General features: G+C 62.4%; 29 protein-coding genes. 19 read left to right on the top strand and 10 right to left on the bottom strand.

Annotation, left to right across the window (positions count from 1 at the left end; all coding sequences use genetic code 11):
- Nucleotides 1-156 precede the first annotated feature (156 nt).
- Entirely contained in the window at nucleotides 157-939 is a 783-nt protein-coding gene (locus NRS07_RS15815) for a spermidine synthase (RefSeq protein WP_259208615.1), read from the bottom strand.
- 108 nt (nucleotides 940-1047) lie between these two features.
- Nucleotides 1048-1572, bottom strand: coding sequence for a glycine zipper 2TM domain-containing protein (locus NRS07_RS15810; protein ID WP_259208613.1), 525 nt, complete (start codon nucleotides 1570-1572; stop codon nucleotides 1048-1050).
- Between the two features lie 385 nt (nucleotides 1573-1957).
- Between NRS07_RS15810 and NRS07_RS15805 the strand changes: the two genes are divergently transcribed.
- The 5 genes from NRS07_RS15805 (at nucleotide 1958) to NRS07_RS15785 (ending at nucleotide 7060) form a co-directional block, all read left to right on the top strand.
- On the top strand, nucleotides 1958-2365 hold the full coding sequence (locus NRS07_RS15805; RefSeq protein ID WP_259213289.1) for a barstar family protein: 408 nt from the start codon (nucleotides 1958-1960) through the stop codon (nucleotides 2363-2365).
- A gap of 70 nt (nucleotides 2366-2435) precedes the next feature.
- Complete coding sequence (gene purN, locus NRS07_RS15800; protein ID WP_259208612.1) at nucleotides 2436-3068, top strand: phosphoribosylglycinamide formyltransferase; 633 nt, start codon at nucleotides 2436-2438, stop codon at nucleotides 3066-3068.
- Between the two features lie 12 nt (nucleotides 3069-3080).
- A complete protein-coding gene (locus NRS07_RS15795) occupies nucleotides 3081-4421 on the top strand; it encodes an RsmB/NOP family class I SAM-dependent RNA methyltransferase (protein WP_259208611.1) in 1341 nt (446 codons plus the stop codon).
- 9 nt (nucleotides 4422-4430) lie between these two features.
- A complete protein-coding gene (locus NRS07_RS15790) occupies nucleotides 4431-5744 on the top strand; it encodes a mechanosensitive ion channel family protein (protein ID WP_259208608.1) in 1314 nt (437 codons plus the stop codon).
- A 101-nt stretch (nucleotides 5745-5845) separates the two neighbouring features.
- Nucleotides 5846-7060 (top strand): fatty acid desaturase, encoded by a 1215-nt coding sequence (locus tag NRS07_RS15785; protein WP_259208606.1) that lies wholly within the window; start codon nucleotides 5846-5848, stop codon nucleotides 7058-7060.
- Here NRS07_RS15785 and NRS07_RS15780 read toward each other — a convergent pair.
- The 4 genes from NRS07_RS15780 to radC all read right to left on the bottom strand — a co-directional run bounded on the left by NRS07_RS15780 (nucleotide 7014) and on the right by radC (nucleotide 8962).
- Nucleotides 7014-7556, bottom strand: a complete 543-nt coding sequence (locus tag NRS07_RS15780) for a hypothetical protein (RefSeq protein WP_373889830.1) — start codon at nucleotides 7554-7556, stop codon at nucleotides 7014-7016. The genes NRS07_RS15785 and NRS07_RS15780 overlap by 47 nt on opposite strands.
- Before the next feature lie 152 nt (nucleotides 7557-7708).
- Complete coding sequence (gene rpmG, locus NRS07_RS15775; protein WP_005665735.1) at nucleotides 7709-7876, bottom strand: 50S ribosomal protein L33; 168 nt, start codon at nucleotides 7874-7876, stop codon at nucleotides 7709-7711.
- 13 nt (nucleotides 7877-7889) lie between these two features.
- Nucleotides 7890-8126 (bottom strand): 50S ribosomal protein L28, encoded by a 237-nt coding sequence (gene rpmB / locus NRS07_RS15770; RefSeq protein ID WP_259208586.1) that lies wholly within the window; start codon nucleotides 8124-8126, stop codon nucleotides 7890-7892.
- A 164-nt stretch (nucleotides 8127-8290) separates the two neighbouring features.
- Complete coding sequence (radC, locus tag NRS07_RS15765; RefSeq protein ID WP_259208584.1) at nucleotides 8291-8962, bottom strand: DNA repair protein RadC; 672 nt, start codon at nucleotides 8960-8962, stop codon at nucleotides 8291-8293.
- Nucleotides 8963-9076: 114 nt separating this feature from the next.
- Here radC and NRS07_RS15760 point away from each other — a divergent pair, with 114 nt between their 5' ends.
- From NRS07_RS15760 to NRS07_RS15735, 6 genes are all read left to right on the top strand, one after another.
- A complete protein-coding gene (locus tag NRS07_RS15760; protein WP_259208582.1) occupies nucleotides 9077-9547 on the top strand; it encodes a peptidylprolyl isomerase in 471 nt (156 codons plus the stop codon).
- Nucleotides 9548-9559: 12 nt separating this feature from the next.
- Entirely contained in the window at nucleotides 9560-10501 is a 942-nt protein-coding gene (gene ispH / locus NRS07_RS15755) for a 4-hydroxy-3-methylbut-2-enyl diphosphate reductase (RefSeq protein WP_259208579.1), read from the top strand.
- 95 nt (nucleotides 10502-10596) lie between these two features.
- Nucleotides 10597-11526, top strand: coding sequence for a branched-chain amino acid ABC transporter permease (locus NRS07_RS15750; protein WP_259208577.1), 930 nt, complete (start codon nucleotides 10597-10599; stop codon nucleotides 11524-11526).
- 19 nt (nucleotides 11527-11545) lie between these two features.
- A complete protein-coding gene (locus tag NRS07_RS15745; protein WP_259208575.1) occupies nucleotides 11546-12757 on the top strand; it encodes an ABC transporter ATP-binding protein in 1212 nt (403 codons plus the stop codon).
- Entirely contained in the window at nucleotides 12754-13521 is a 768-nt protein-coding gene (locus NRS07_RS15740; RefSeq protein ID WP_259208571.1) for an ABC transporter ATP-binding protein, read from the top strand. Before NRS07_RS15745 ends, NRS07_RS15740 begins: the two co-directional genes overlap by 4 nt.
- Nucleotides 13522-13523: 2 nt before the next feature.
- Nucleotides 13524-14246, top strand: a complete 723-nt coding sequence (locus tag NRS07_RS15735) for an ABC transporter ATP-binding protein (protein ID WP_259208570.1) — start codon at nucleotides 13524-13526, stop codon at nucleotides 14244-14246.
- A gap of 101 nt (nucleotides 14247-14347) precedes the next feature.
- Here the strand turns inward: NRS07_RS15735 and NRS07_RS15730 are convergent, their stop codons facing one another.
- Nucleotides 14348-14929 carry a phasin family protein gene (locus tag NRS07_RS15730; RefSeq protein WP_259208568.1) on the bottom strand — a complete coding sequence of 194 codons (582 nt, stop codon included), beginning with the start codon at nucleotides 14927-14929 and terminating at the stop codon, nucleotides 14348-14350.
- 367 nt (nucleotides 14930-15296) lie between these two features.
- Between NRS07_RS15730 and NRS07_RS15725 the strand changes: the two genes are divergently transcribed.
- Entirely contained in the window at nucleotides 15297-15992 is a 696-nt protein-coding gene (locus NRS07_RS15725; protein ID WP_259208567.1) for a nitroreductase, read from the top strand.
- A gap of 135 nt (nucleotides 15993-16127) precedes the next feature.
- Entirely contained in the window at nucleotides 16128-17345 is a 1218-nt protein-coding gene (locus NRS07_RS15720) for a serine hydrolase (protein WP_259208565.1), read from the top strand.
- Here NRS07_RS15720 and NRS07_RS15715 read toward each other — a convergent pair whose 3' ends face one another.
- Complete coding sequence (locus NRS07_RS15715; RefSeq protein WP_259213288.1) at nucleotides 17346-18143, bottom strand: IclR family transcriptional regulator; 798 nt, start codon at nucleotides 18141-18143, stop codon at nucleotides 17346-17348. It lies immediately after the preceding gene.
- A 156-nt stretch (nucleotides 18144-18299) separates the two neighbouring features.
- Between NRS07_RS15715 and NRS07_RS15710 the strand changes: the two genes are divergently transcribed.
- The 6 genes from NRS07_RS15710 to NRS07_RS15685 all read left to right on the top strand — a co-directional run bounded on the left by NRS07_RS15710 (nucleotide 18300) and on the right by NRS07_RS15685 (nucleotide 23386).
- Complete coding sequence (locus NRS07_RS15710; RefSeq protein ID WP_259208564.1) at nucleotides 18300-18686, top strand: diacylglycerol kinase; 387 nt, start codon at nucleotides 18300-18302, stop codon at nucleotides 18684-18686.
- Nucleotides 18687-18885: 199 nt separating this feature from the next.
- Nucleotides 18886-19524 carry a peroxiredoxin gene (locus NRS07_RS15705; protein WP_259208563.1) on the top strand — a complete coding sequence of 213 codons (639 nt, stop codon included), beginning with the start codon at nucleotides 18886-18888 and terminating at the stop codon, nucleotides 19522-19524.
- Nucleotides 19525-19644: 120 nt separating this feature from the next.
- Nucleotides 19645-20418 carry a sulfite exporter TauE/SafE family protein gene (locus NRS07_RS15700; RefSeq protein WP_259208560.1) on the top strand — a complete coding sequence of 258 codons (774 nt, stop codon included), beginning with the start codon at nucleotides 19645-19647 and terminating at the stop codon, nucleotides 20416-20418.
- A 111-nt stretch (nucleotides 20419-20529) separates the two neighbouring features.
- Nucleotides 20530-21390, top strand: coding sequence for a sulfate ABC transporter permease subunit CysT (gene cysT / locus NRS07_RS15695; RefSeq protein WP_259208559.1), 861 nt, complete (start codon nucleotides 20530-20532; stop codon nucleotides 21388-21390).
- Nucleotides 21387-22307 carry a sulfate ABC transporter permease subunit CysW gene (gene cysW / locus NRS07_RS15690; protein WP_259208557.1) on the top strand — a complete coding sequence of 307 codons (921 nt, stop codon included), beginning with the start codon at nucleotides 21387-21389 and terminating at the stop codon, nucleotides 22305-22307. The genes cysT and cysW overlap by 4 nt, the downstream gene beginning before the upstream one ends.
- Nucleotides 22304-23386: a sulfate/molybdate ABC transporter ATP-binding protein gene (locus NRS07_RS15685; protein WP_259208554.1), complete on the top strand. Its 1083-nt coding sequence runs from the start codon at nucleotides 22304-22306 to the stop codon at nucleotides 23384-23386. Before cysW ends, NRS07_RS15685 begins: the two co-directional genes overlap by 4 nt.
- 33 nt (nucleotides 23387-23419) lie before the next feature.
- Here the strand turns inward: NRS07_RS15685 and NRS07_RS15680 are convergent, their stop codons facing one another.
- Together NRS07_RS15680 and NRS07_RS15675 are read right to left on the bottom strand one after the other, a co-directional pair.
- Nucleotides 23420-24466, bottom strand: a complete 1047-nt coding sequence (locus tag NRS07_RS15680) for an aldo/keto reductase (protein WP_259208552.1) — start codon at nucleotides 24464-24466, stop codon at nucleotides 23420-23422.
- 10 nt (nucleotides 24467-24476) lie between these two features.
- Nucleotides 24477-25505, bottom strand: a complete 1029-nt coding sequence (locus NRS07_RS15675) for a quinone-dependent dihydroorotate dehydrogenase (RefSeq protein ID WP_259208549.1) — start codon at nucleotides 25503-25505, stop codon at nucleotides 24477-24479.
- Nucleotides 25506-25552: the final 47 nt, after the last annotated feature.

Raw genomic sequence — 25552 nt, 5'->3', positions numbered from 1 at the left:
CCTGGGCAAATTTGGCCTTGACGTCGTCCTTGGTGACGATGCCGTCGGCAAGCAGCCACGAGAAAATGGATTGCAGGTCGAGCGTGCGCAGGCGCGGCGGCTTGGTGCTGGGTGGGACGGCATGCGGTATCACGTTCGGCTCCCGGTACGCACTATTCAATCGGTGGAGAAGATGCCCTTGACCCAGGACTTGGCGGGAAGCTTGGTGGCGGCCACGATTTGCACGGCCATTGCCTCCAATGCTGCTTTGTCCAGTTGTGGACGGTCCCGGAAGCAGAGCGCGACGACATTCCCGTCATGCACTTCCGGCAGGCAGATCACATGGCCGAACGCGAACTTCATGGCCTTGATGTTCTTGGAAAAACTCGGGTGGTCGCCAAACAGGTTGACCGTCATGATGCCGCCTTCGTGGAGGCAATCGTGACAGGCCTGGTAGAACTCCGGCGTGTCGAGCACCGGGCCGCGCGCGGTGGCGTCATACAGGTCGCACTGCAGTACGTCGAAAGCGCCATGGTTGGCGGGGTCGTGCACGAAGTCCATCGCATCGGCTGGCAGCACGGACAGCCGGTCGTCGCTGTCAGGCAATTTAAACATCGAGGCACAAATGCCGATCACCGATTCGTTGAGCTCGACCGCGGTCACGGTCGCTTCGGGGAACTGGCGGTAGCAGAATTTGGTCAGGGTTCCGGCACCGAGCCCTAACTGGGCGATGGCGCGCGGCGCGTCGATGAACAGCATCCAGGCCATCATCTGCTGCGCATACTCGAGCTCCGGCCAGTCGGGCTTGCGCAGCCGCATCGCGCCTTGCACCCATTCGGTGCCGAAATGCAGGTAGCGCACGCCGTCCTGTTCGGACAAGGTGACGGGGGCGAACTTCGGCTTGCGCGCGGGGCGGCGCGAGGATTCGGCCTGTTCGATGGATTTGCGTTTGATGAGCATAGGGCGACCTGGTTGAATCGCTCTATTATCGGGGGAGGGGTTCCCGCAGCGCAAGCGCGGAAACCCCGGGCTGGACAATCAGTGCCGGCACGAGCGCGCCGGCAGACATCAATAAGCGGCGTCGATCGGCTGGACCGAAACGCGCAGGCGCACGCGGTTGCCCGGGTCGCGGTTCATCAGCGTGGTGTAGGTCTGGCCGCGGTATTCGTACGTCACGTCGTAGCCGGCGGTGCGTGATTCGTAGGCGTCGACGTCGCGGCACTGGCGCACGGCCTGCTCCTGCACGCCTTGCGGCCGATAGTTGTTTTCCGCCCGATCGCCGACCATGGCGCCGGCGATCGCCCCTGCCGCCGTGGCTGCCGCACGTCCGCTGCCACTGCCGATCTGGTTGCCCAGCAGGCCGCCGACGATACCGCCGACGATCCCGCCGCCGGCGCCGCGTTGCTGCTGCACCGGCACTTGCACGTATTCGGTGCGGCACTCCTGGCGCGGCACGCGGATCTGTTCCACGCGCGGCTGTACGCGCAACACCCGGCCGACGTCTTCGAAATCGGAGTACTGGGACTGGGCCTGGGCCAGCGGCAACGCGGCGAGCCCGATTGCGGCAATCATCAGTTTGGCTTGGATGTTCATGGTGGTCCTCGTAGTGGGGGAGTCATCGCGCCTGGCGCAAGCTGGCCGCCAGGGTTCATGCCTTATATGGTAATCCGATCGTCCGCCGCTGCTTGATCCTCGTGGCAACAAAATGTAACAGCAGCGCGGGTGATCCCTCTACCGCGCCAGAATGGCAGCGCTGCCGCCAGGGACAACAGCGGCGCATACGCTGCTACGAAATCTTACAAAGTCGATTCCGTGAATCACATTTGGGTTGCTTCCAATACCACAAAACGTTACCCTTACACACATTAATGATTTATTGGCGCGTGGAAACGACAGCAGGGAGGCAAGCGCGGCGGATGCCAACCGGCGCGGCATTGTGGCGAACGCAGCTTACCTAACTGGTCAACTTGAGGAAAAAATGAGTTTGCTGATGAGAGTGCCGCCCAATCTTGTACAGTCGATCCGCGCGTTTCGCGTTGTCGAACTGCAACAGGAGGCTGCGCGCCTGGGTCAGCATTTTCTGTATGCGCATTGCGCCAACACCTTGACCAAGCAACAGGTCTGCGCGCGCATCGGCGAAAACTTTGGCTTCCCCAAAGCCTGCAGCAAGAATTTCGATGCGCTGCGTACCTGCCTGACCGACACCATTGCTGGCGCCGGTCCACAACAAGGCTTTTTGGTCGTGCTCGAGCAACTCCCGAGTGCCCAGAAATTTGACAAGGAAGCCCGTGAAAACCTGCTGGATGTCTTTCGCGATGCGGCCGAGTTCTGGGCCGAAAAGAAGATTCCGTTCCGGGTATTCTACTCTTTCGCTATTCCCGCCTGAGCCTGCCTGAGCCTGCGCCTTCCCTCGGCATACTGCCGTTGCCCCCGGGCCTTACGGTACAATGCGGGGTATGAAAAATATTGTCATCCTTATTTCCGGCCGCGGCAGCAACATGGAAGCGGTGGTGCGCGCAGCGGAAAACGAAGGGTGGCCAGCCCGGATTGCGGCGGTGATCAGCAACAAACCGCAAGCGCAGGGCCTGGAGTTCGCGCGTGCCCGCGGCATTCCGACCGCGGTTGTGGCCAGCAAAGAATTTTCCAGCCGTGTCGAGTTTGACGCTGCGCTGCAAGAAGTGATCGATCGCTTCGCTCCCGACCTGGTGGTGCTTGCCGGCTTCATGCGTATTCTTACCGCGTCGTTCGTCGAGCATTACGCGGGGCGCATGCTCAATATCCACCCGTCGCTGCTGCCCCTGTTCCCGGGACTGGGCACCCACCGGCAGGCGCTCGAGTCAGGCGCAGCCGAACATGGCGCGACGGTCCATTTCGTAACCGCCGAGCTCGATCATGGCCCGGTGGTGGCGCAGGCCCGCGTGCCGGTGCTGGCGGACGACACCGAAGACACGCTGTCCGCGCGCGTGCTGGCAGAAGAACACACGTTGTATCCCCATGCAGTGCGCCTGTTCGTAGAAGACAGGCTCAGTATTCATGACGGCGAAGTGCGCATCATGCGAGATGCGCCCGCCGAAACCTCCAGTATTTAACAAAGGAACACCATGAGATTGCCACCAGCAATCATCGGCAATACCGAAGAAGTATTGCGCGAGGTATTGCGCTTTACATCGCCGGCCGACGTCACCCTGTCGCGTTATTTCAAGGACCACCCCCGTTTCGGTGGCCGCGAGCGTGGCGTCATTGCCGAAGCCGTGTATGCAGTGCTGCGTAACAAGTCGTTCTTCACCGATTTCGCCGGCGCCGGCAACATGCCGTCGATGCGCAAGCTTGCCTTGCTGGGCCTGGCTGAAACTGCCGGCATCGATGCCCTCGGCGGCGTGAGCGATGACGAAACGAGCTTCCTCACCCGTATCGCAGAAGTCGACCGCAGCCTGCTGCCGCCACAAATGCAGGCCAATCTCCCGACCTGGCTGTACGACAAGTTCGTAGCCCAGTTTGGCGAACAGGAAGCACTCGAACTGGCGGCCGTGCTCAATACGCCGGCACCGCTCGACCTGCGCGTGAATTCGATCAAGGCTACCCGCGACGAGGTCATGGCCGAACTGGCCAAGGCACCGATCGCCGCCGAGCCGATGCGATTTGCGCCGCTGGGCCTGCGCGTACTTAAAAAGCCTGCGCTGCAGAACCTGCCGTTGTTCAAGGACGGCGCGATCGAGGTGCAGGACGAGGGCAGCCAGGTGCTGTCGCAAATCGTTGGCGCACGGCGCGGCGAAATGGTGGTGGATTTTTGCGCCGGCGCCGGCGGCAAGACACTGGCGCTGGGCGCATTGATGCGCAACACCGGCCGCCTGTATGCATTCGATGTGTCGGAAAAACGCCTGGCCAAGCTCAAGCCGCGCATGGCGCGCAGCGGCCTGTCGAACGTGCATCCGGTGCTGATCGCACACGAGCGCGATGCCAAGATCAAACGCCTGGCAGGCAAGATCGACCGCGTGCTGGTCGACGCCCCATGCAGTGGCTTGGGCACCCTACGCCGCAATCCCGACGTCAAGTGGCGCCAGCGCCCGGAAGCCATTGGCGAGATGCAAGAGAAACAGGCCGCGATCCTGGACGGCGCGGCGCGCCTGCTCAAGGGCGGCGGCCGCCTGGTGTATGCCACCTGCAGCCTCTTGACTGAAGAGAACGACTTCATCGTCGAACAATTCCTGGCCACCCATCCGGACTTCGAACTGGTTCCGATGAGCAAGGTGCTGGCCGAGCAGAAGATCCCGCTCGAGATGGGCGATTACCTCAAGATGCTGCCGCACAAGCACCAGACCGACGGCTTCTTTGCTGCCGTCATGGATCGCAAGGCCAAGGCCGCGCCGGCCAAGGTGCCGGCAGAGACCGCCGCCGAGGACGATGCGCCAGATGCGGCTGCCGCTGGCAACGCTCAGTCCTAAAATCGGGACATGCCGCTCCAGCAATTGCTGGCCGACCTGCTCGGCGACATCCCCAAGCCTGCCATCCTGTGGCAGGCGCTTGCCATTGTCGTGTGCGTCGCCGCCGGCTGGGGCCTGGGGCGGCTGATCCACCGTTCGTGGCTGGAGAATCACCAGCACACCGGGCTGATCGGCCTGGGGATGGGGAGCTTCGGCCGGGTACTGTCGCCCTTGCTGATGGTCGCTTTCCTGTTGGTGACACGGGCTGCGATGGCGGACCACCGGAGCGTGCACCTGCTGGACGTCGCCGTGCCGCTGGCCTCGTCGCTGGCGGTCATTCGCACCTTCTTCTACCTGCTGCGGCGCGTGTTCGCACGGCGCGGTCAGCTCGGCGAAGCGCTGCAAACCTTTGAAAAAATCTTCGCACTGATCGTCTGGCTGGGCGTGGCCCTGCACATCACGGGTGTGCTGCCGGACGTACTTAGCTTCTTCGAAAGCAAATATTTGCCAATTGGCAAATATAAGCTCAAGTTGTCCGACATGGTCGAAGGCATCGTCTCGATCGTGGTGCTGTTGATGCTGGCGCTGTGGGCGGGCGCCGCGCTGGAAGAGCGCCTGATGCGCGTCGACCGCATGCACAGCTCCTTGAAAGTCGTGCTCGCGCGCATGAGCCGGGCAGTGCTGATCCTGGTGGCCGTGCTGTTCAGCCTGTCTTTGGCGGGGCTCGACCTGACCGTGCTGTCGGTGTTTGGCGGTGCCCTTGGCGTTGGCCTGGGCTTGGGCATGCAGCGTATTGCCAGTAATTACGTGTCGGGTTTTATTATTTTGCTCGAGCGTAGCTTGACCATTGGCGATCCAGTCACGATCGATAAGTATTCAGGCCGGGTCGTGCGCATCAATACGCGCTATACCGTGCTGCGCGGTGCGGATGGCACCCAGACCTTGCTGCCGAATGAAATGCTGATCACCGGTGTTGTGCAGAACCAGTCCACATTCAACCGCAATGTGCGCGCCACGACCAGGCTGATCGTGTCCTATGACAGCGACCTGGCGATCGTCATGCCACTGCTCGAAGCCCAGCCACGCGGCGTAGCCCGGGTGCTGGAAGCGCCGGCCCCGAATGTCCTGCTCAACGCCTTTGGCGCCGACGGCTACGAGCTCGAAGTTGGATTCTGGCTGGCCGACCCGGAAAACGGGCAGGGCGGTCCGATTTCTGACGTTAACCAGAAGATTTATGCTCTAGTGCAAGCCGGCACCATCAAACTTGGCTATCCGTCCATGGATACACGCTTACTCGATGCGCATATCGCATCGGTTGTGGCGCGAACCCCCAGTCAGGCGTGAATTAAGGCACGTACGCGTGCCGTGCGTCACTAGAACCGCGTAAAATGCACGGTAGCAGGCTGCCGCGTCAAGGTAGCCGCGGTAATAATCTTGGAGACTCAATGGATTTCTTTAGTAGCGAACCCGTGCAAGCAGTGCTGCAGTTCCTGTCTACCGGCCTGCTCGATTTCACCGGATGGCAAGTGTTCTTTGCTACGCTGGGGCTGACGCACATCACGATCGCCAGCGTGACGATCTACCTGCACCGCCACCAGGCGCACCGCTCGCTGGAGCTGCATCCGATTCCGAGTCATTTCTTCCGCTTCTGGCTGTGGCTGACCACCGGGCAGGTGACCAAGGAATGGGCCTCGATCCACCGCAAGCACCACGCCAAGTGCGACACCGAAGAAGATCCGCACAGCCCGCAGACGCGCGGCATCCGCAAGGTGCTGTTCGAAGGTGCCGAACTGTATCGCGCCGAGAGCAAGGTCAAGGAGACCATGGAGAAATATGGCCATGGCACGCCGGACGACTGGATCGAGCGCAAGCTGTACACCGGGCATAGCGCCCTGGGCGTAGTCCTGATGCTGTTCATCAACGTTGCGCTGTTCGGCATCGTCGGCATTTCGGTGTGGGCAGTACAAATGATGTGGATCCCGATCACCGCCGCCGGCATCATCAACGGCATTGGTCACTACTGGGGCTACCGCAACTACGATTGCAGCGACGCCGCGACCAACATCATCCCGTTCGGCATCTTGATCGGCGGCGAAGAGCTGCACAATAATCACCACACCTTTGCTACGTCGGCCAAGCTGTCGAGCAAGTGGTATGAGTTCGACCTGGGCTGGGGCTATATCCGCATCCTGGAGACGCTGCGCCTGGCCAAGGTCAAGCGGGTTGCGCCGAAGCCGGAGTTCGCCAAGGACAAGCTGGTCGCTGACCTCGATACGCTGCAGTCGGTGATCGCGAACCGCTACGACGTCATGGCCAAATATGCCAAGTCGGTGCGTCATGCCTTCCGTGAAGAATTCGAGCACCTGAAACACAAGGCCGAACTGGAAGCGCGTTTCCTGAAGAGTTCGCGCAAGCTGATGCAGCGCGAGCCGGGCAAGCTCGAATCGTCGCAGCAGCAACAGCTGATCGAACTGTTCCAGCACAGCAAGGCGCTGGAAACCATGCACCATATGCGCGTCGAACTCGGCGCGATCTGGGAACGTTCGCATGCGACCCGCGACCAGCTGCTGCATCAGCTGCAAGACTGGTGCACACGCGCCGAGGCTTCGGGCATCAAGTCGCTGCAGGAATTCTCGCTGCGTTTGCGCAGCTACGCATGATCTTCAAGGTCTCACCAGAGGCCTGCGGCAGGTGAAAAACGGCTCCTCGGAGCCTTTTTTTATGGCCGAGCTGCGCTGGCCGGTCATACTTGACCCGGTCCAGGAAACGCTGGCGCCAGCGAAACGCCGTGTTGCGATGGACGCCGACTCGCATGGTGGCGTCGCGCACCGGACGAGAATCGAGCACGGTGCCGAGGTAGTCGAGCCACTTGCCGCGCAGCCTGAGCCGCGCCAGCGGCGTGCCGGACAGGTCGTTGAATGTGCGCCGGCACTGGCAGCAGCGAAAGCGTTGCAGGTCGTTGGCCTGGCCGTGCCGGTGGTAGCGCTGGCAGCCGCACTGCGGACAGCGCCGCCCTGCCGAACGGATCTGCCCGATCAGGGCGATCACACGGTCGAGGCCGGCTGCTGGGTGCAGGGCATCGCGCACCTGCAACCGCTGGGCCTGGTTGAGCATGGGAAGCTGGGAAAACAGCTTGGCAAATCGGGGCGCTTCCATCCACCACTCCCTATCGAGATCGACCGGGGTTGGATCGCAAAATAGCTCAACAGTTCAGTGCTCATCCATAGCTAACGGGTACAGCGCCAAAGACGATGCCAATAAAAAAGCCGCCAGTCGAAACGGGCGGCTTTTCGGGGAAACAAGATCGATTACTTGATCTTGGTTTCCTTGTAGATCACATGCTTACGTGCTTTTGGGTCGAATTTGGTGATTTCCATCTTCGCCGGCATCGTGCGCTTGTTCTTGGTGGTGGTGTAGAAGTGACCAGTACCTGCGGTCGATTCCAGCTTGATTTTGTCGCGGCCAGTTTTTGCCATGATAGCTCCCTAATTAAACTTTTACGCCACGGGCGCGCATGTCGGTCAGCACGGCATCGATGCCGAGCTTGTCGATCACGCGCAGACCGGCGTTGGACAGACGCAGGGAGACCCAGCGGTTTTCCGATTCCACGTAGATGCGACGGTTCTGCAGGTTAGGCAGGAAGCGACGCTTGGTTTTATTGTTAGCGTGGGAGACGTTGTTACCAACCATCGGTCCCTTGCCAGTAACTTGGCAGACACGTGCCATAGTGCACTCCTTAAATAATGTTCCAGGACTGGAAAAACGAGAGTATAGCGCGAAAACAGACGCCAAATCAATCACTTGCAGAAAACAAGTGTGTCGTTTGATGTAAATATGATTTAACAATTTCTGTTGAGTGTGATAACACCCTGTTTTCATGCTGTAAACAGTTACAGCTGGCCATGTTCGGCGAACGAATGCACCTGTGTTCCCGCCACCACAAAATGGTCGAGTACCCGGATCTCGACCAGGCCCAGGGCCTGGATCAGGCTCGATGTCAGGCGCAGGTCGGCCTCGCTTGGCTCAGGCACGCCCGACGGATGGTTGTGCGCCAGGATCACGGCGGCGGCGTTGCGGCGCAAGGCGGCCTTGACCACCTCGCGTGGATAGACGCTGGTATGGGTCAGCGTGCCACGAAACATTTCTTCGTAATTGATCAGGCGATTCTTTACATCAAGGAAAAGTACGACGAAGGACTCGTGTGCCTGCAGCGCGAACTGGTTGCGCAGATAGTCGCGCACGGCGTCCGGAGAACACATGCCGGTTCGTTCGAAATTCTCGGCCACCGCGCGCCGCGTCAGCTCGACCGCCGCCTGGAGCTGGGCGTATTTGGCGGGGCCCAGGCCGTGCAGTGCGCCGAACTCTCCCGCGCTGGCGTGCAGCAGCCGGTGCAGCGAGCCGAAATGGTCGAGCGCGTCGCGTGCCAGCGCCACGGCGCTTTTACCTGCCACGCCCACGCGCAGGAAGATGGCCAGCAGTTCGGTGTCCGACAGCGCACCCGCGCCGGCGCTCACCAGGCGTTCGCGCGGGCGTTGCTGTTCTGGCCAGTCACATATTGCCATGTCGGATCCTTGCCATAAAAGTGAGCCACCTGCGGCGCCGGAGCCCGGCCATGGCGGAGTAGCGGTAAAATAGCGGATTGCCTGTCACAGGCCTGCGTGTTATCACAAACGAACATGTCCAACGTCCCGTCGTCCATACCATCTGCTAGCGTCGTCAACGAGGCGTCCTACCTGACCTTGCATTATCGGCTGGCCACCGCCGATGGTACTGATCTGATCACTACCTTTGCCGGCAACCCGGCTACTTTAATGCTGGGCCAGGGCCAGCTGGCACCGTTTCTAGAGCAACGTTTGATCGGCCTGGCGGAAGGCGCGCACCAGACTTTCGAGTTGAGCGCGCTCGATGCTTTTGGAGAACGTAATCCCGAGCTGGTGCAGTCGGTGTCGAAGGCCACGCTGGCCGAGAACTCGGTGCCGGACGCCGACTACAAGGTCGGCGAACTGGTCGAGTTCAATGCGCCCAAGGGCGGGCGCTTTGCCGGCATGCTGCTGGAAATGCGCGAAACCTCGGCGCTATTCGATTTCAACCACCCGCTGGCCGGCCAGGCCTTGCAGTTCGAAGTGAAACTGATTTCGGTTTTGTAAACAGGACCCGCCATGGAAAATGAAATTCTGCTTGCCCAGCCGCGCGGCTTCTGCGCCGGCGTGGACCGCGCCATCGAGATCGTCGAGCGCGCCTTGACCCAGTTCGGCGCCCCGATCTACGTGCGCCACGAGATCGTCCACAACGCCTATGTGGTGGAAGACCTGCGCAACAAGGGCGCGATCTTCATCGAGAATCTCGACGACGTCCCCGCCGGTAACACCCTGGTGTTCTCGGCGCACGGCGTCTCGAAGGCGGTGCGGGCCGAGGCCGAATCTCGCGGCCTGACGATCTTCGATGCGACCTGTCCGCTGGTGACCAAGGTCCACGTCGAAGTGGCCAAGATGCGCAGGCAGGGCTGCGAGATCGTCATGATCGGCCACGACGGCCATCCGGAAGTCGAAGGCACGATGGGGCAGGCCGAAGAGGGCATGCACCTGGTCGAAACCGTGGAAGACGTCGCCACGCTGCGGGTCAATAATCCCGAGCACCTGGCCTATGTCTCGCAAACCACGCTGTCGGTGGACGACACCGCCGAGATCATCGCGGCCCTGAAGCAGCGCTTCCCGAGCATCATCGAGCCAAAAAAGGGCGACATCTGCTACGCCACCACCAACCGCCAGGAGGCGGTCAAATTCCTGGCGCCGCAGGTCGAAGTGGTAATCGTCGTCGGCAGCCCGAACAGCTCGAACTCGAACCGGCTGCGCGAAGTGGCCGACAAGATGGGTACGCCGGCGTACATGGTCGACAACGCCGCGGCGATCGATCCGCAATGGATCGCTGGCAAGCGGCGCATTGGCGTCACCGCCGGGGCCTCGGCACCCGAAGTGCTGGTGCAGGCCGTGATCGACCGCCTCAAGCAGCTCGGCGCGGCCAGCGTGCGCGCGCTCGAAGGCGTGGAAGAGAACGTGGTGTTTCCCTTGCCGAAGGGGCTGGACGGGGCGCGGATCTCGTAGGCAGGCAACAAGCAGGCGGTAGCACCGCCATGAGCGGCACTGCGGGTTAATCCGGAGTGCCGTTTTTTGTTAGTTCTAAAGAGGCAAAGCGCAAGATGGAAACCTTCATCCAACAGTTACTCAACGGCCTGGTACTGGGTAGTATGTACGCCCTGGTGGCCCTGGGCTACACCATGGTGTACGGGGTGCTCAACCTGATCAATTTCGCCCACGGCGATGTGCTCATGATCGGCGCCATGGTCGGCCTGAGTATCCTGAAGCTGTTGGATGCCTACCTGCCCGGGCTGCCGGGCTACCTGCAGCTGGCCATCGCCATCCTCGGCGCCATTCCCATGACCATGCTGGTCAATATCGTGATCGAGCGGGTGGCCTATCGGCGCCTGCGCAACGCTCCGCGCCTGGCGCCCCTGATCACGGCGATCGGCGTATCGATCCTGCTGCAGACCTTTGCCATGATGATCTGGGGCCGTAGTCCGCTGCCGTTTCCGCAATTGCTCTCGCCCGAGCCGATCGAGATCGGCGGCGCGCTGATCTCGCAAACCCAGCTGCTGCTGCTGGTGCTGGCGGCGCTCGCCATGGTGGCGCTGGTGCTGCTGGTCGAGCGCACCCGGATGGGCCGCGCAATGCGCGCGGTGGCCGAGAACCCGCGCGTGGCCGGCCTGATGGGCGTGGATTCGAACCGGGTGATTGTCGCCACGTTTGCGATCGGCGCCGCGCTGGCCGCGGTCGCGGGGGTCATGTGGGGCGCGAACTACGCGTCGATCACCTTCACCATGGGCGTGCTGCCGGGCTTGAAAGCCTTTTGCGCCGCGGTGCTGGGCGGGATCGGCAACATTTACGGCGCCATGATTGGCGGCATCCTGCTCGGAATCATCGAGGCGCTCGGCGCCGGTTATATCGGCGACCTGACCGGCGGTTTCCTGGGCAGCCACTACCAGGACATCTTCGCCTTCGTCGTGCTGATCCTGGTACTGACCCTGCGCCCGTCCGGCATCATGGGCGAGCGCGTGGCCGACCGCGCCTGACATCAAGGAGATACGAACCATGGCACTCCTGACTTTCGACCTCCAGCACAAGCCGCGCCAGGCGCGCCTGAGCATGGCGGCCGTGCTGGCGCTGATGCTGGTCTTTCCGTTTGTCGCTTCCCAGTTCGGCAACTCGTGGGTGCGCATCATCGACATCGCGCTGCTCTACATCATGCTGGCGCTGGGCCTGAACATCGTGGTCGGCTTTGCCGGCCTGCTCGACCTGGGCTATATCGCTTTCTTCGCGGTGGGCGCCTACCTGGTCGGGCTGTTCTCGTCGCCGCAGTTCGCGGCGCTGCTCGAATCGATCCTCTATTATTCGCCGGCGCTGGGCGAGGCGCTGGTGGCCCTGTTCGGGCCCGAGATCGCGCAAGACGGCATCCACCTGTCGGTGTGGGCAATCGTACCGCTGGCGGGCATCGTCGCCGGGCTGGCCGGTGCCTTGCTCGGCGCCCCGACCCTGAAGCTGCGCGGCGACTACCTGGCGATCGTCACGCTCGGATTTGGCGAGATCATCCGTATCTTCATGAACAACCTGAACGACCCGATCAACTTCACCAACGGGCCGCAGGGGATCAACATGATCGACCCGATCCGCGTGTTCGGGGTGTCGCTGGCCGGCGAGCCGGGTTCGCAGGCCACGGTGTTCATCGGCGGCTACGCGATGCCCTCGGTTAACGCTTACTATTTCTTGTTTTTGTTCCTGTGTATCGCGACGATCTTCGTTACCAGCCGCCTGCAGCATTCGCGCCTGGGCCGGGCCTGGGTGGCAATCCGCGAAGACGAGATCGCGGCCAAGGCAATGGGCATCAATACCCGCAACGTCAAGCTGCTGGCCTTTGCGATGGGCGCCAGCTTCGGTGGCGTGGCCGGCGCCATGTTCGGCGCCTTCCAGGGCTTCGTGTCGCCGGAATCGTTTTCGCTGACCGAATCGATCGCGGTGCTGGCGATGGTGGTGCTGGGCGGGATCGGGCATATTCCCGGCGTGGTATTGGGTGGGGTCCTGCTGGCGGCCCTGCCGGAAGTGCTGCGCCACGTGGTGGAGCCGGCCCAGCAGGCGCTGTTCGGCACCGTGCTGATCGAGGCCGAGGTGCTGCGCCAGCTGCTGTACGGCCTGGCGCTTGTGCTGATCATGCTGATCAACCCGGCCGGCCTGTGGCCGTCGCCGAACAAGGAAGAGCGCCCGAATGCGGCGCTGGCCCGTGAAGAACAGGCAGGAGCCGCGCCATGAGCGACCTGATCTTGAACATCGCCGGCGTGAACAAGCGCTTCGGCGGCCTGCAGGCGCTGACCGATGTCGGCATCCGCATCGAACGTGGCCAGATCTATGGACTGATCGGCCCGAACGGCGCCGGCAAGACCACCTTCTTCAACGTGATTACCGGTCTGTACCAGCCCGACAGCGGCAGCTTCGAGTTGGGCGGCAAGCCGTATTCGCCGTCGGCCCCGCACCAAGTGGCCAGGGCTGGCATTGCGCGCACCTTCCAGAACATTCGCCTGTTTGGCGAGATGAGCGCGCTGGAAAACGTCATGGTGGGGCGCCACGTCCGCACCCGCCAGGGAGTGTTTGGCGCGATCTTCCGGCACAAGGCCGCGCGCCTGGAAGAAGCCGCGATCCGCGTGCGCGCGCAGGAGCTGCTCGAGTTCGTGGGCATCGGTGAATACGCCAACCGCACCGCCAAATACCTGTCGTACGGCGACCAGCGGCGCCTGGAAATCGCGCGCGCACTGGCCACCGACCCGCAGCTGCTGGCGCTGGACGAGCCGGCAGCGGGCATGAACGCCACCGAAAAAATGGGGCTGCGCGACCTGCTGGTGAAAATCAAGGCGCAGGGCAAGACCGTGCTGCTGATCGAGCACGACGTCAAGCTGATGATGGGCCTGTGCGACCGCATGACGGTGCTGGAATACGGCAAACAGATCGCGGAAGGCGTGCCGGCCGAGATCCAGAAGAACGAGGCAGTGATCAAGGCTTACCTGGGCGGGGCCCATTGACTATGAGCGAAAACATCCTGAAAGTGGCGGGCCTGAAGGTTGCCTACGGCGGCATCAAGGCGGTCAAGGGCATCGACCTCGAAGTGAACAAGGGCGAGCTGGTAACCCTGATCGGTGCCAACGGCGCCGGCAAGACCACCACCCTCAAGGCGATCACCGGCACGCTCCCGCCCTGCAAGGTCGAGGGCGAGATTACCTACCTGGGCAAGTCGCTGAAGGGGACCGCGCCATTTCGCTTGGTGCAGCAGAAGCTGGCCATGGTGCCGGAGGGACGCGGCGTGTTCACCCGCATGACGATCCACGAGAATCTGCTGATGGGGGCCTTTACGCGCGACGACAAGGCCGGCATCGCGCTCGACGTCGAGAAGTGGTACGGCGTGTTCCCGCGCCTGAAAGAACGCTCGGGCCAGCTGGCCGGCACCTTGTCCGGCGGCGAGCAGCAGATGCTGGCAATGGCACGCGCATTGATGAGCCATCCGACCCTGCTGCTGCTGGATGAGCCGTCGATGGGGCTGGCGCCGATCATGGTCGAGAAGATCTTCGAGGTCATTCGCGACGTGTCGCAGCAGGGGATCACGGTCTTGCTGGTAGAGCAGAACGCCCGGCTGGCGCTGCAGGCGGCGCACCGGGGCTATGTCATGGAATCGGGGCTGGTGACGATGACCGGCAATGCGGCGCAGATGCTGGACGACCCACGGGTGCGGGCGGCATATCTGGGGGAGTAAGGCGCGCCGCCTGACGGCAGCGGCGACACCGAACAGCAAGAAGTAAAAAGCAAAAAGCCGGAACGTCACCGTTCCGGCTTTTCTAGCTGAAGCTACCCAGCTTAGGCGGCGGCAGTGCCAGCGCCAGTGGCGGTAGCAGTTGCCTTGCGTGCGGTAGCCGAAAACTGATTGACAGCGGCGCTGACGTTGTTTTCGATGGCTTCGGCAGCCTGCTTGCTGGTCTTGCTGAACTGCTCGTAGCCTGCGTTGGCGTTGCTGATCGCGGTCTTGACGGCAGCGACGATGCTTTCCGAACCGGCAGGTGCGCTCTTGCTCACTTCGTCGACCAGTGCGATGACCTTGCGGTTGGTTTCGACGATCTGGGTCTCGGCGACTTTCGAGAACTCGGCACCGGTGCCGCTGGCGATCGATGCCAGCTGGCGGCTGTACGACATCGCCTTTTCAGCCGTTGGCTGGGCTTGCGAAGCGGTGACCGAGAAGAATTCTTGTGGGTCTTTGGCGCCCATCAGCTGACGGGTGACGTTTTGCGACGCTTCCAGCGAAGTACGGGCGGCGTTGATGTTGAGCTCGACCAGTTTCTCCATGCCTTCGAAGGTCTTGGCGGTCAGCGAGGAAAACAGCGCGAATTGCGCTTCCAGGTTGGATTTGGTGGCGTTCGAGAACTGCTCAGGGATTGCAAACATGTGGATCTCCAGAATTCAAAAAGTGCAAGTGGATGAAATGTTGCTCAGGCCGGTGAGACAGGTTTTATTCGATTGATGACGACGAAACTCTTTTTTGTGCACCGCAACAGAACGAATTTTCACCCATGTGGACAAATGAGTCAAGCGAATTTGATGCGCTGCACCATCCGATGTGCATAAAATTCTGAAATGCATTGATTGCAAGAATTTTCAAGCGTTTATGTTTGATCTATGGCAATAAATCCAGGTGCCCCGGCCGGGCCAGTCGTCTGCAAAGGCCATGCTAGACTAGTCGCTTGTCATTTTCTCAAGCTGTCGACGCGCAGCCGCGGCCGGTCGACGCGATCATTCAATACAAGGTAATACGATGATCCACACCCCCCAGCAAGAAGCCGTCGATGCGGCGATTACCTCGCGCCGTTCGATCCGCGCTTTTCTGGACAAGCCGGTAGAGCGCGCCGACGTCGAGCGCATCCTCGAGGTGGCCGCGCGCGCGCCTTCCGGCACCAACATCCAGCCGTGGAAGGTTGTGGTGGTGACGGGACAGGCCCGCCAGCAACTGTGCGATGCAATCCTGGCCGTGAACGCCGACCCCGAGCAGGCCAGGGAGCATACCGAGGAATATGCCTATTATCCGAGGGAATGGGTAGCGCCCTTCGTGGATCGGCGCCGCAAACTCGGTTGGGACTTGTATGCATTGCTTGGCCTGACGCGTGATAACAAGGCGGGCATGGCCGCGCAGCACGCGCGCAATTATGGTTTCTTCGATGCGCCCGTCGGCTTGATCTTTACCATCGACCGCATCCTGGAACAGGGCTCATGGCTTGACTACGGCATGTTCTTGCAAAACATCATGGTAGCGGCGCGCGCGCGGGGTCTCGACACCTGCCCGCAAGCGGCGTTCACGCAATACCATCGCGTGATTGCGCAACAACTGCGTTTGCCGGACAATGAAATGGTCGTCTGCGGCATGGCGCTGGGCTGGGCCGACCAGGGAAAAATCGAAAATTCCCTGGTAACCGAGCGCGAGCCGGCGAGCAGCTTCGCCCGCTTCATGGAATAAGGGCGCGCGGCAGGTAGATAGCGGGCGACGACAAGCCGTTGTGTTGCTGCACGGAACGCACATTTCACTTGCGATGGCGCCTCGTTCGGCTAAACTGCATTTGTACCTCATCAGTTTGCGTCGAAGGGTTCCCGGATGTTCAAAGTTGCATTGGCCACCATCGTGTCGCTGCTGTTTGCGTTTCAGCCAGTCCAGGCAGCTGGCGCAGGTACAGGTGCAGGTACGGGCGCGGGCGCCGAAAAAAGCCAGGTCGCCAAGAAGAAACCCCAGCGCGCTGCTGTCAGTAAAAAAACGGTGCGCAAGAAAGTCGCGCGCAAGGGCGCGCGCGCCAAACGCCAGGACCTGGCCCACGCCATTGCCAACGACAACCGCGCACGCATGGTGCGCCGGGTGGAAATGGTGCGCGGCAAGCGCAAAGTGACTTACCAGATGGTGCGCCGTGCCGGCGCGGCAACCTCACGCGTGGCCGCCTATGCGCCACGCACCGCCGGCGACGCAGCCGGCCTCGGTGGCACGGCCGACGCACTGTCGCTGCGCTCGAATGTCGCCCTGGTGCTTGACCAGGACAGCCTTGAAGTGCTGTTCGAGAAAAATGCCGGCGTGCCACTGCCGATCGCTTCCATCACCAAACTCATGACCGGCCTGGTCGTGGTCCAGGCCAACCAGGACCTGGAAGAAGTGCTGCGCATTACCGATGCCGACGTCGATCGCCACAAGTATTCCAGCTCGCGCCTGCCGGTCGGCACGCGCATGACGCGCCGCGAACTACTGCACATTGCCCTGATGAGCTCGGAAAACCGCGCGGCCTCGGCGCTAGGCCGTCATTATCCGGGCGGAACCGACGCATTTATCGCTGCAATGAATGGCAAGGCGCGCGAACTGGGCATGCGCGATACGCGCTATGTCGACGCCAGCGGCCTGTCGAGCCGCAATGTCTCCAGCGCCCGCGACCTGGCACGGCTCGTGGCCAAGGCCTATGGAGAGCCGCTGCTGCGCGAATACTCGACCACGCCCAATTCCATCGTCAACGCCAGCGGCCGCGCAATGCGCTATGCGAACACCAACTACCTGGTCGCGCTGCCCGACTGGAACATTGGCCTGCAAAAGACCGGCTTCATCAACGAGGCCGGCCGCTGCCTCGTGATGCAGGCAGCCATCCACGGCCGCAGCGTGATCATGGTGTTCCTCGATTCCAAGGGAAAGATGTCGCGTACCGCGGATGCGGGCCGGGTCAGGCGCTTTCTTGAATCTCTGTCTCCGGACAAGATCGACGTGCTGGCGCCAGGCACCCTGGGCGGCCCGGTCGTTCCCCCGGTGATAAGCGCGGCCAGCGTAGCGCCCGCAGTGCATTGATTACAGGGCCGGAATAGGGCGGTAACCGAGGGTTCCCGAAATACTCGATGCCGTCTGTACCAGGTCTTCCAGCCATTGCTCTTGAAGGCGGTCGGCCGGCGCCGAAATCGACAGCCCGGCCACCAGCTTGCCGCCGTCGTCGAAGATGCCGGCGGCCATGCAGCGCACACCCAGTTCCAGCTCTTCGTTGTCGCGCGCATAGCCGCGCGCGCGTACCAGGCTCAATTCGCGCTCCAGGCGCGCCAGGTCGGTGATCGAATTCTTGTTGTGCCCGGCCAGGCCGGTGCGGGTGGCGTAGGCGCGCACGCCCTTCGGATCGTCGATCGACAAGAACAGTTTGCCGGTCGAGGTCAGGTGCAGCGGGGCGCGCCCGCCGATCGCGCGCACCACCTGCATGCCGGAACGCTCCGAAAACGCACGGTCGATATAAACGATTTCGTCGCCCTGGCGCACCGACAGGTTCACGGTCTGTTGGGTTTTCTTGTGCAATGCGCGCATGAAGTCGAGCGCCGCTTCGCGTACCGACAGGCGGCTCTTGACCACGTTGCCCAGTTCCAGTAGGCGCATGCCGAGGCGGTAGGTGCCGGGCTCGACCCGGTCGACGAAGCGCGTCACCACCATGTCGTTCAGGATGCGGTGGGCGGTGGACGGATGCAGACCCGAGACCTTGGCTAATTCCTTCAGGCTCACTGGATCGGAATAGCCTGCCAGGGCGTCGAGCAGCGCCACCATGCGCTCGATCACCTGGATCGACGTCTTGGCGGGCGCGGCGGCTAGTTCGGGTGTTTCCATTTTCATCATGTGCTTGATGCAGTGCAGTATTGGCTCTTTATACCATGATGTGAAACGCTGATGCAAACCCTCGGGCTTTGGTGTGCAATATCTAACTTGCACGGCATAATGCCAGTTCGATCTGTTTCATCTAACAAGTTCAACCACGTCAGTCTACCGCCCATGGAGCAACCGATCAGCCCATTCAAGACCAAGCGCGGCATTGCGCGCCTGCTTGCAGCTTGCCGCAACACCTGCGATGGCCTCGCCTGGGCCTGGCGCAGCGAAGCTGCCTTCCGCCAGGAAATCGTGGTCATCGCCCTGGCTTCGCTGCTTGCGCTGCTGCTGCCGGTGTCGGGCATCCAGAAACTGGCCCTGATCGGGGTGCTGGTGCTGGTGCTGATCGTCGAGATCATCAACTCGGCCATCGAGGCCATCGTCGACCGTATTTCGCTCGACCGCCACCCCTTGTCAAAGGTTGCCAAGGACATGGGCAGCGCCGCCGTTGCCCTGACCCTGCTGCTGGCGGTGTCGACCTGGGCGGTGGTGCTGTACAGCCGCTATCTGTAGCGCGGCGCTGCTCTCGACCGTGGCAAGATCAAGGCGGTTCTGGCAAGACCTGTCTATCCTTCAGCAGCACCAGCGCACAAGCAAATAACAAACTTGTCGTTTGTTTAATCCCCCGCTTCCCCTAGACTAGGCAGTCTGGCGCCTTGGACGCGACGGCCAGGCTTTGCCCCTGCAGTCCCATCAACATGGAGAGTTAATCATGACCTTACGCCTCGGCGATACCGCCCCTGACTTCGAGCAGGATTCCAGTGTCGGCAAGATCCGCTTCCACGAGTGGGCGGGCGATTCCTGGGTAGTGCTGTTCTCGCACCCGGCCGACTTTACCCCGGTCTGCACGACCGAACTGGGCCTGACTGCCAAGCTCAAGCCGGAATTCGACAAGCGCAACGTCAAGGCCATTGCCCTGTCGGTCGACCCGGCCAGCTCGCACCACGACTGGATCAAGGACATCGAGGAAACCCAGCAGACCGTGGTTGGTTTTCCTATCATTGCCGACGCCGACCGCTCGGTCTCGGCCTTGTATGACATGATCCACCCCGAGGCCTCGGCCACGGCGACCGTGCGTTCGCTGTTCGTGATCGATCCGGCCAAGAAAATTCGCCTGACCATTACCTACCCGATGAGTACCGGCCGCAATTTCGATGAAGTGCTGCGCGTGATCGATGCCCTGCAGCTGACCGATGCCTATACGGTTGCAACGCCCGGCAACTGGCGCGATGGCGACGATGTCATCATTCCGCTCACCGTGCAAGATCCTGCCGTCATCGAACAGAAGTATCCAAAAGGCTATACCTCGCCGCGTCCTTATCTTCGCCTGACACCGCAGCCAAACAAGTAAGCCCGTAGGGGGCTGCTGCAGCGCCCCCTCCACCGTCTGCTCACCATAAGCAAATAAGAAACCTGTCGTTCCCATTACCGCTCAGTCCCTTTAGGCTGTGTCATCAATGGGGGCAATGGCATGTCGATGACATATGTGGTGGCGGGTTTCGCGGTGGGCCTCCTGGTCGGCATGACCGGGGTCGGCGGAGGGTCGCTCATGACGCCGCTGCTCACGCTGCTGTTTGGCGTGTCTCCTTCGGTGGCGGTCGGCACCGATCTGGCCTTCGCCTCGATCACCAAGGGCGTCGGCACGGTTACCCACCGCTTCAACCGAACCGTCCAGTGGCCGATCGTGCGCCACCTGTGCCTGGGGGCCTTGCCTGCGGCGCTGCTCACCACGCTGGCGCTGAGCCGGTTCGGCACGCTCGACCAGCAGATCGGCCAGATCATTCGCTATGCCATTGCCGGTTCCGTGATGCTGACCGTGGTCGCGTTGCTGTTGCGCACGCGCATGCTGCGCTGGATGAGCGCCCATCCCGAGCGCCAGTTGCATGGAAAAAAGTTGATCGTTGCCACCATCGTGTCGGGCGCCGTACTTGGCGTGCTTGTGACCGTGTCGTCGATTGGCGCCGGGGCGATTGGCGCGACGCTGCTGGTCCTGCTGTATCCGCACCTGAGTTCGGCAGAAGTGGCAGGCACCGACATCGCCTACGCGGTGCCGCTAACTGCCATCGCCGCCGCCGGCCACTGGTGGCTCGGCACCATCGACTGGGTGCTGCTGGCCACCTTGCTAATCGGCTCGGTGCCGGGCATCACGCTGGGCGCCATGTTGGCGCGCAAGGTGCCGGAACGCTTCCTGCGCGCCTTGCTGGCCACTACCCTGACGGGCGTCGCCGCCAAGCTGGTGCTGTAAGCCGGGCGTGCAAGCTAATAGCTGAACTGTCTATGCAAATAAGGATTGCTTCGTTTGTAATCCGGGGGCGCTGTGGGAGTATGGCGCCCTCAAGAATATGTGAAGGCCTCCATGACATCGCTCGCCCCGCCACGCAAGTCACCGGGCCGGGTCATTCCCGGCTTCGGGATTTCGCTCGGCTTCACGCTGTTCTACCTGGCGCTGATCGTGCTGATCCCCTTGTCGGCGGTCTTTCTCAAGACCTTCACGATGACCTGGGAAGCATTCTGGAGCGCAGTCACCTCGGAGCGCGTGATGGCGTCGTATCGCCTCAGTTTCGGCACCTCGCTGATCGCCGCATTCATCAACGTGATTTTCGGCGGCATCGTCGCCTGGGTGCTGGTGCGCTACAGCTTCCCGGGCAAGCGCATCATCGACGCGCTGGTCGACCTGCCGTTCGCCTTGCCGACCGCGGTGGCCGGCATCACCCTTACTGCCCTGTATTCGCATAACGGCCTGATTGGCGAACAACTGGCCAAGATCGGCATCAAGGTCGCCTTCACGCCACTCGGGGTGCTGGTTGCACTGACCTTTATCGGCCTGCCTTTCGTCGTGCGCACGGTGCAGCCGGTGCTGGAAGAAGCCGAGCGCGAACTCGAAGAAGCGGCCGCCAGCCTGGGCGCGTCGCCGGTGCAGACCTTTATCCGCGTGGTGCTGCCCACCATCACGCCAGCGCTGCTGACCGGCTTCGCGCTGGCGTTCGCGCGCGCCACCGGCGAATACGGCTCGGTAATTTTCATCGCCGGCAACCTGCCCATGGTCTCCGAGATCACGCCGCTGTTCATCATCACCAAACTCGAGCAGTACGATTACGCGGGCGCTACCGCCATCGCGGTGGTCATGCTGTTGATCTCGTTTATCCTGCTGCTGACGATTAACCTGCTGCAGGCCTGGACCCGCAGGCGGGCAGGCAAGGGGATGGGCCGATCATGAGCGCAGTCATCGACAACATCACCCCGCCGTCCAAGGCAGCGGCGCCTGCGCGCAGATCTTCGAACAATGTGCTCGAGCCAAGCTGGGTGCGCTATCTCTTGATCGCGGTGGCCCTGGGCTTTCTGACCCTGTTCCTGTTCGTGCCGCTGGCGGCCGTCTTCGTCGAAGCGCTCAAGAAGGGTTGGGGTACTTATATCGAGTCGATCACCGATCCCGATGCGCTGTCGGCCATCAAGCTGACCCTGATCGCGGCCGGTATCTCGGTGCCGCTGAACCTGGTGTTCGGGGTCGCGGCCGCGTGGTGCATCGCCAAGTTTGAATTCCGCGGAAAAAGCATCCTGCTGACCCTGATCGACCTGCCGTTCTCGGTGTCGCCGGTGATCGCGGGCCTGATCTACGTACTGATGTTCGGCGCCCAGGGCTGGTTCGGTGAGTGGCTGATGGAACACGACATCAAGATCCTGTTCGCGGTGCCGGGCATCGTACTGGCCACCGTGTTCATTACCTTTCCCTTCGTGGCGCGCGAACTGATTCCGCTGATGCAGCAGCAGGGCACCGAAGAAGAAGAAGCCGCGCTGGTGTTGGGGGCCTCCGGCTGGTTGACCTTCATGCGGGTGACGCTCCCCAACATCAAGTGGGGCCTGCTGTACGGCGTCATCCTGTGCAATGCGCGCGCGATGGGCGAGTTCGGCGCGGTGTCGGTGGTGTCGGGCCATATCCGCGGCGAGACCAATACCATGCCGCTGCAGGTCGAGATCCTCTATAACGAATACAACTTCACGGCCGCGTTCGCGATCGCCTCGCTGCTGGCCCTGCTCGCGCTGGTGACCCTGGCGGTGAAGAGCTTTATCGAATGGCGCCTGCATCAGGCACGCAAGAACGCCGCCGACGAACGACAAAAGGAAGCGCTAGCATGACGATCGAAGTTCAACACATCCGCAAGCAGTTCGGCCAGTTCACCGCGCTCGACGACGTCTCGCTCCAGTTCCCGGATGGCCAGCTGACCGCCTTGCTCGGGCCTTCGGGCTGCGGCAAGACGACGCTGCTGCGCATCATCGCGGGCCTGGAGCATCCGGATGCAGGCGCCGTGCTGCTCGACGGCGAGGATGCTTCGCACCGCCACGTGCGCGAGCGCCAGGTCGGCTTCGTGTTCCAGCACTACGCACTGTTCAAGCACATGACCGTGTTCGAGAACGTCGCTTTCGGCCTGCGCGTCAAGCCGCGCAAGGAGCGCCCGTCTGAATCGCAGATCCGCGACAAGGTGCGCCAGCTGCTCGAGCTGGTGCAGCTCGACTGGATCGCCGACCGCTATCCACCACAGCTTTCAGGCGGCCAGCGCCAGCGTATCGCGCTGGCGCGCGCCCTGGCGGTGGAGCCGCGCGTGCTGCTGCTCGACGAACCCTTCGGCGCGCTCGACGCCAAGGTGCGCAAGGAACTGCGGCGCTGGCTGCGCCGCCTGCACGACGACCTGCACGTGACCTCGATCTTCGTCACCCACGACCAGGAAGAAGCACTGGAAGTGGCCGATCAGGTGGTCTTGATGAACAAGGGAAGCATCGAGCAGCTCGGCACGCCCGACGCGGTCTACAACCATCCGGCCTCGCCCTTCGTCTACGGCTTTCTTGGCAACGTCAACCTGTTCCATGGACGCGTACAGGACGGCGTCCTGGCCAGCGGCGAGGTGCAATTCGACCTGCCCCGGCATGAGGGCGCCCGCAACGGCAAGGGCATCGGCTACGTGCGCCCGCACGACCTCGACGTCGAACGCTATACCCCGGGCGCGGTCGATGCCGGCGGTGTGGTGGCCAGGCTGCGCCGCGCGCATGCCATCGGCCCGCTGGCCCAGCTCGATCTCGAGCGCCTCGACAACCAGCAGCTGATCGAAGCGGTGATGTCGAACGATCTGTTCTCGCGCCAGGGTTTCAAGGAAGGCGACACGGTGGTGCTCAAGGCGCGCCGTATCGACGTGTTCGTGGATGCGGGAGAGGGGATCTAGGCGGCAAGCCAGGCCCGATCCGCGCACGCGCCATCACTGCCCCGGATTCGTGTAGCGGGCATGGATCGCGTCGATCCCTTTAACTACCTCTGGCGGCAGCACCAGGTCCATCGCATCGATATTTTCCTGCAGCTGCGCGAGACTGGTGGCGCCGATGATGGTCGATCCTACGAACCAGCGCGAGTAACACCATGCCAGCGCCATTTGCGAAGGCAGCAAGCCATGCGCACGCGCCAGGGCCGCATACTCGGCGGCAGCGGCCAGCACGGCGGGCCGCACATAGCGCGGGCTCCAGTTTGGCGGAAACACCGTCAGCCGACCGCGCGCCTGTGGGTCGTCGAGGTATTTGGCAGTGAGCTGCCCGAAGGCCAGCGGGCTATAGGCCAGCAGGCTGACGCCTTCGCGATAGCAGGTTTCGTCCATCAAGCTGGTTTCAAAGGCGCGCGCGGTCAGGTTGTACAAGTTCTGCACCGTGGCGATGCGCGGCAGTCCGCGCGCCTGCGCCTGCTTGAGGTATTCGCACACACCCCAGGTGCTTTCGTTCGAGATGCCGATGTGACGGATGGTGCCGGCCTTGACCAATTCGCCCAGCGCGCCCAGCGTGTCCTCGATCGGCACGGCCGCGCGCTCGGCTTGCGGGTTGAAACTGTTGGCCCCGAAAATCGGCAGGTTGCGGCTTGGCCAGTGAACCTGGTACAGGTCGATGTAATCGGTCTGCAGGCGGCGCAGGCTGGCCTCGACGGCAGCGCGGATATTCGCGGCGTCCAGGTTGTGGCGGGCGCCGCGGATCCACGGCATATTGGCATTCGGGCCGGCGATCTTGGTGGCCAGCACGACGTCGCCACGGCGGCCACTTTTCTTGAGCCAGCTACCGATGTAGCGCTCGGTCGCGCCTTGCGTTGCGGCGCTGGCCATCACCGGGTACATCTCGGCGGTATCGATGAAATTGATGCCGCGCCCGAGCGCGTAGTCGAGCTGGCTATGCGCTTCGCTTTCGGTATTTTGCTCGCCGAAGGTCATGCTGCCCAGGCAGGCCTTGGTTACCATCAAATCGCTTTGTCCCAGCTGCCTGCGGTCCATGGGGCAGTCCTTAGCGGCGCAGCGCGGCGGCGCACTCGCGCACCAGCGCCGGGCCGGCGTAGATCAAGCCGCTATAGAGCTGCACCAGCTGCGCGCCCGCATCGATCTTGGCGCGCGCATGCTCGCCGCGCATGATGCCGCCCACGCCAATGATCGGCAGCGCGTCGCCCAGCTCGGCCTTGAGTAACCGGATCACGGTGTTCGATAGCTCGAACACCGGTGCGCCCGACAGGCCGCCGCTTTCCTCGCCGTGCTGCATGCCTTGCACTGCCGTGCGGCTGAGGGTGGTGTTGGTGGCGATGACGCCGTCGATCCTGTGGCGCAGCAGGGCGCCGGCAATATTGCGCACCTGGTCGGCGTCGATGTCCGGTGCAATCTTGAGCGTCACTGGCACATAGCGCTTGTGCTGGTCGGCCAGGCGCAGCTGTTCCTGTTTCAATTGGGCCAGCAGCGAATCGAGCTCGGATTCGCCCTGCAACTGGCGCAGGTTCTTGGTGTTCGGCGACGAGATGTTCACCGTCACATAGCTGGCGTAGGGATAGACCTTGCGCAGGCAGTGCAGGTAATCGTCGGCGGCGCGTTCGATCGGGGTGTCGGCGTTCTTGCCGATGTTCAGGCCGAGTACGCCGGCCTTGTCTTGATAAAAGCGCGAAGCCTGCACGTTGGCGACGAAGGCATCCACGCCGCCATTGTTAAAGCCCATGCGGTTGATGATGCCCTGTGCCTGCGGCAAGCGGAAGATGCGCGGCTTCGGGTTGCCGGCCTGGGGCCGCGGGGTCACGGTACCGATCTCGATCGAACCGAAGCCGAGCGAGGCGAGGCCGTCGATATAGGCGCCGTCCTTGTCCAGGCCGGCGGCCAGGCCAACCGGGTTCGGGAAGGTGATCCCCATGACGGTGCGCGGGTCCGGGGCGGGCCTGGCCCCCAGCCGGCTCAAGCCGAGCGAGGCGGCGCGGCGCAGCAGCGGCAGGGTCAGGTGGTGGGCGGTCTCGGCATCGAGGGAGAACAGGAACGGGCGGGCGAGGGTGTACAGGGACATGGAAGGCTCATGATGGTGACTCCCGCCATTTTACCCGGCGCGCGCAG

The sequence above is a fragment of the Massilia sp. H6 genome (assembly GCF_024802625.1).
Lineage (GTDB): Bacteria > Pseudomonadota > Gammaproteobacteria > Burkholderiales > Burkholderiaceae_D > Telluria.
Note: the sequence above shows the minus strand (reverse complement) of the source record. Positions and strands in the feature narration are given on the sequence as shown.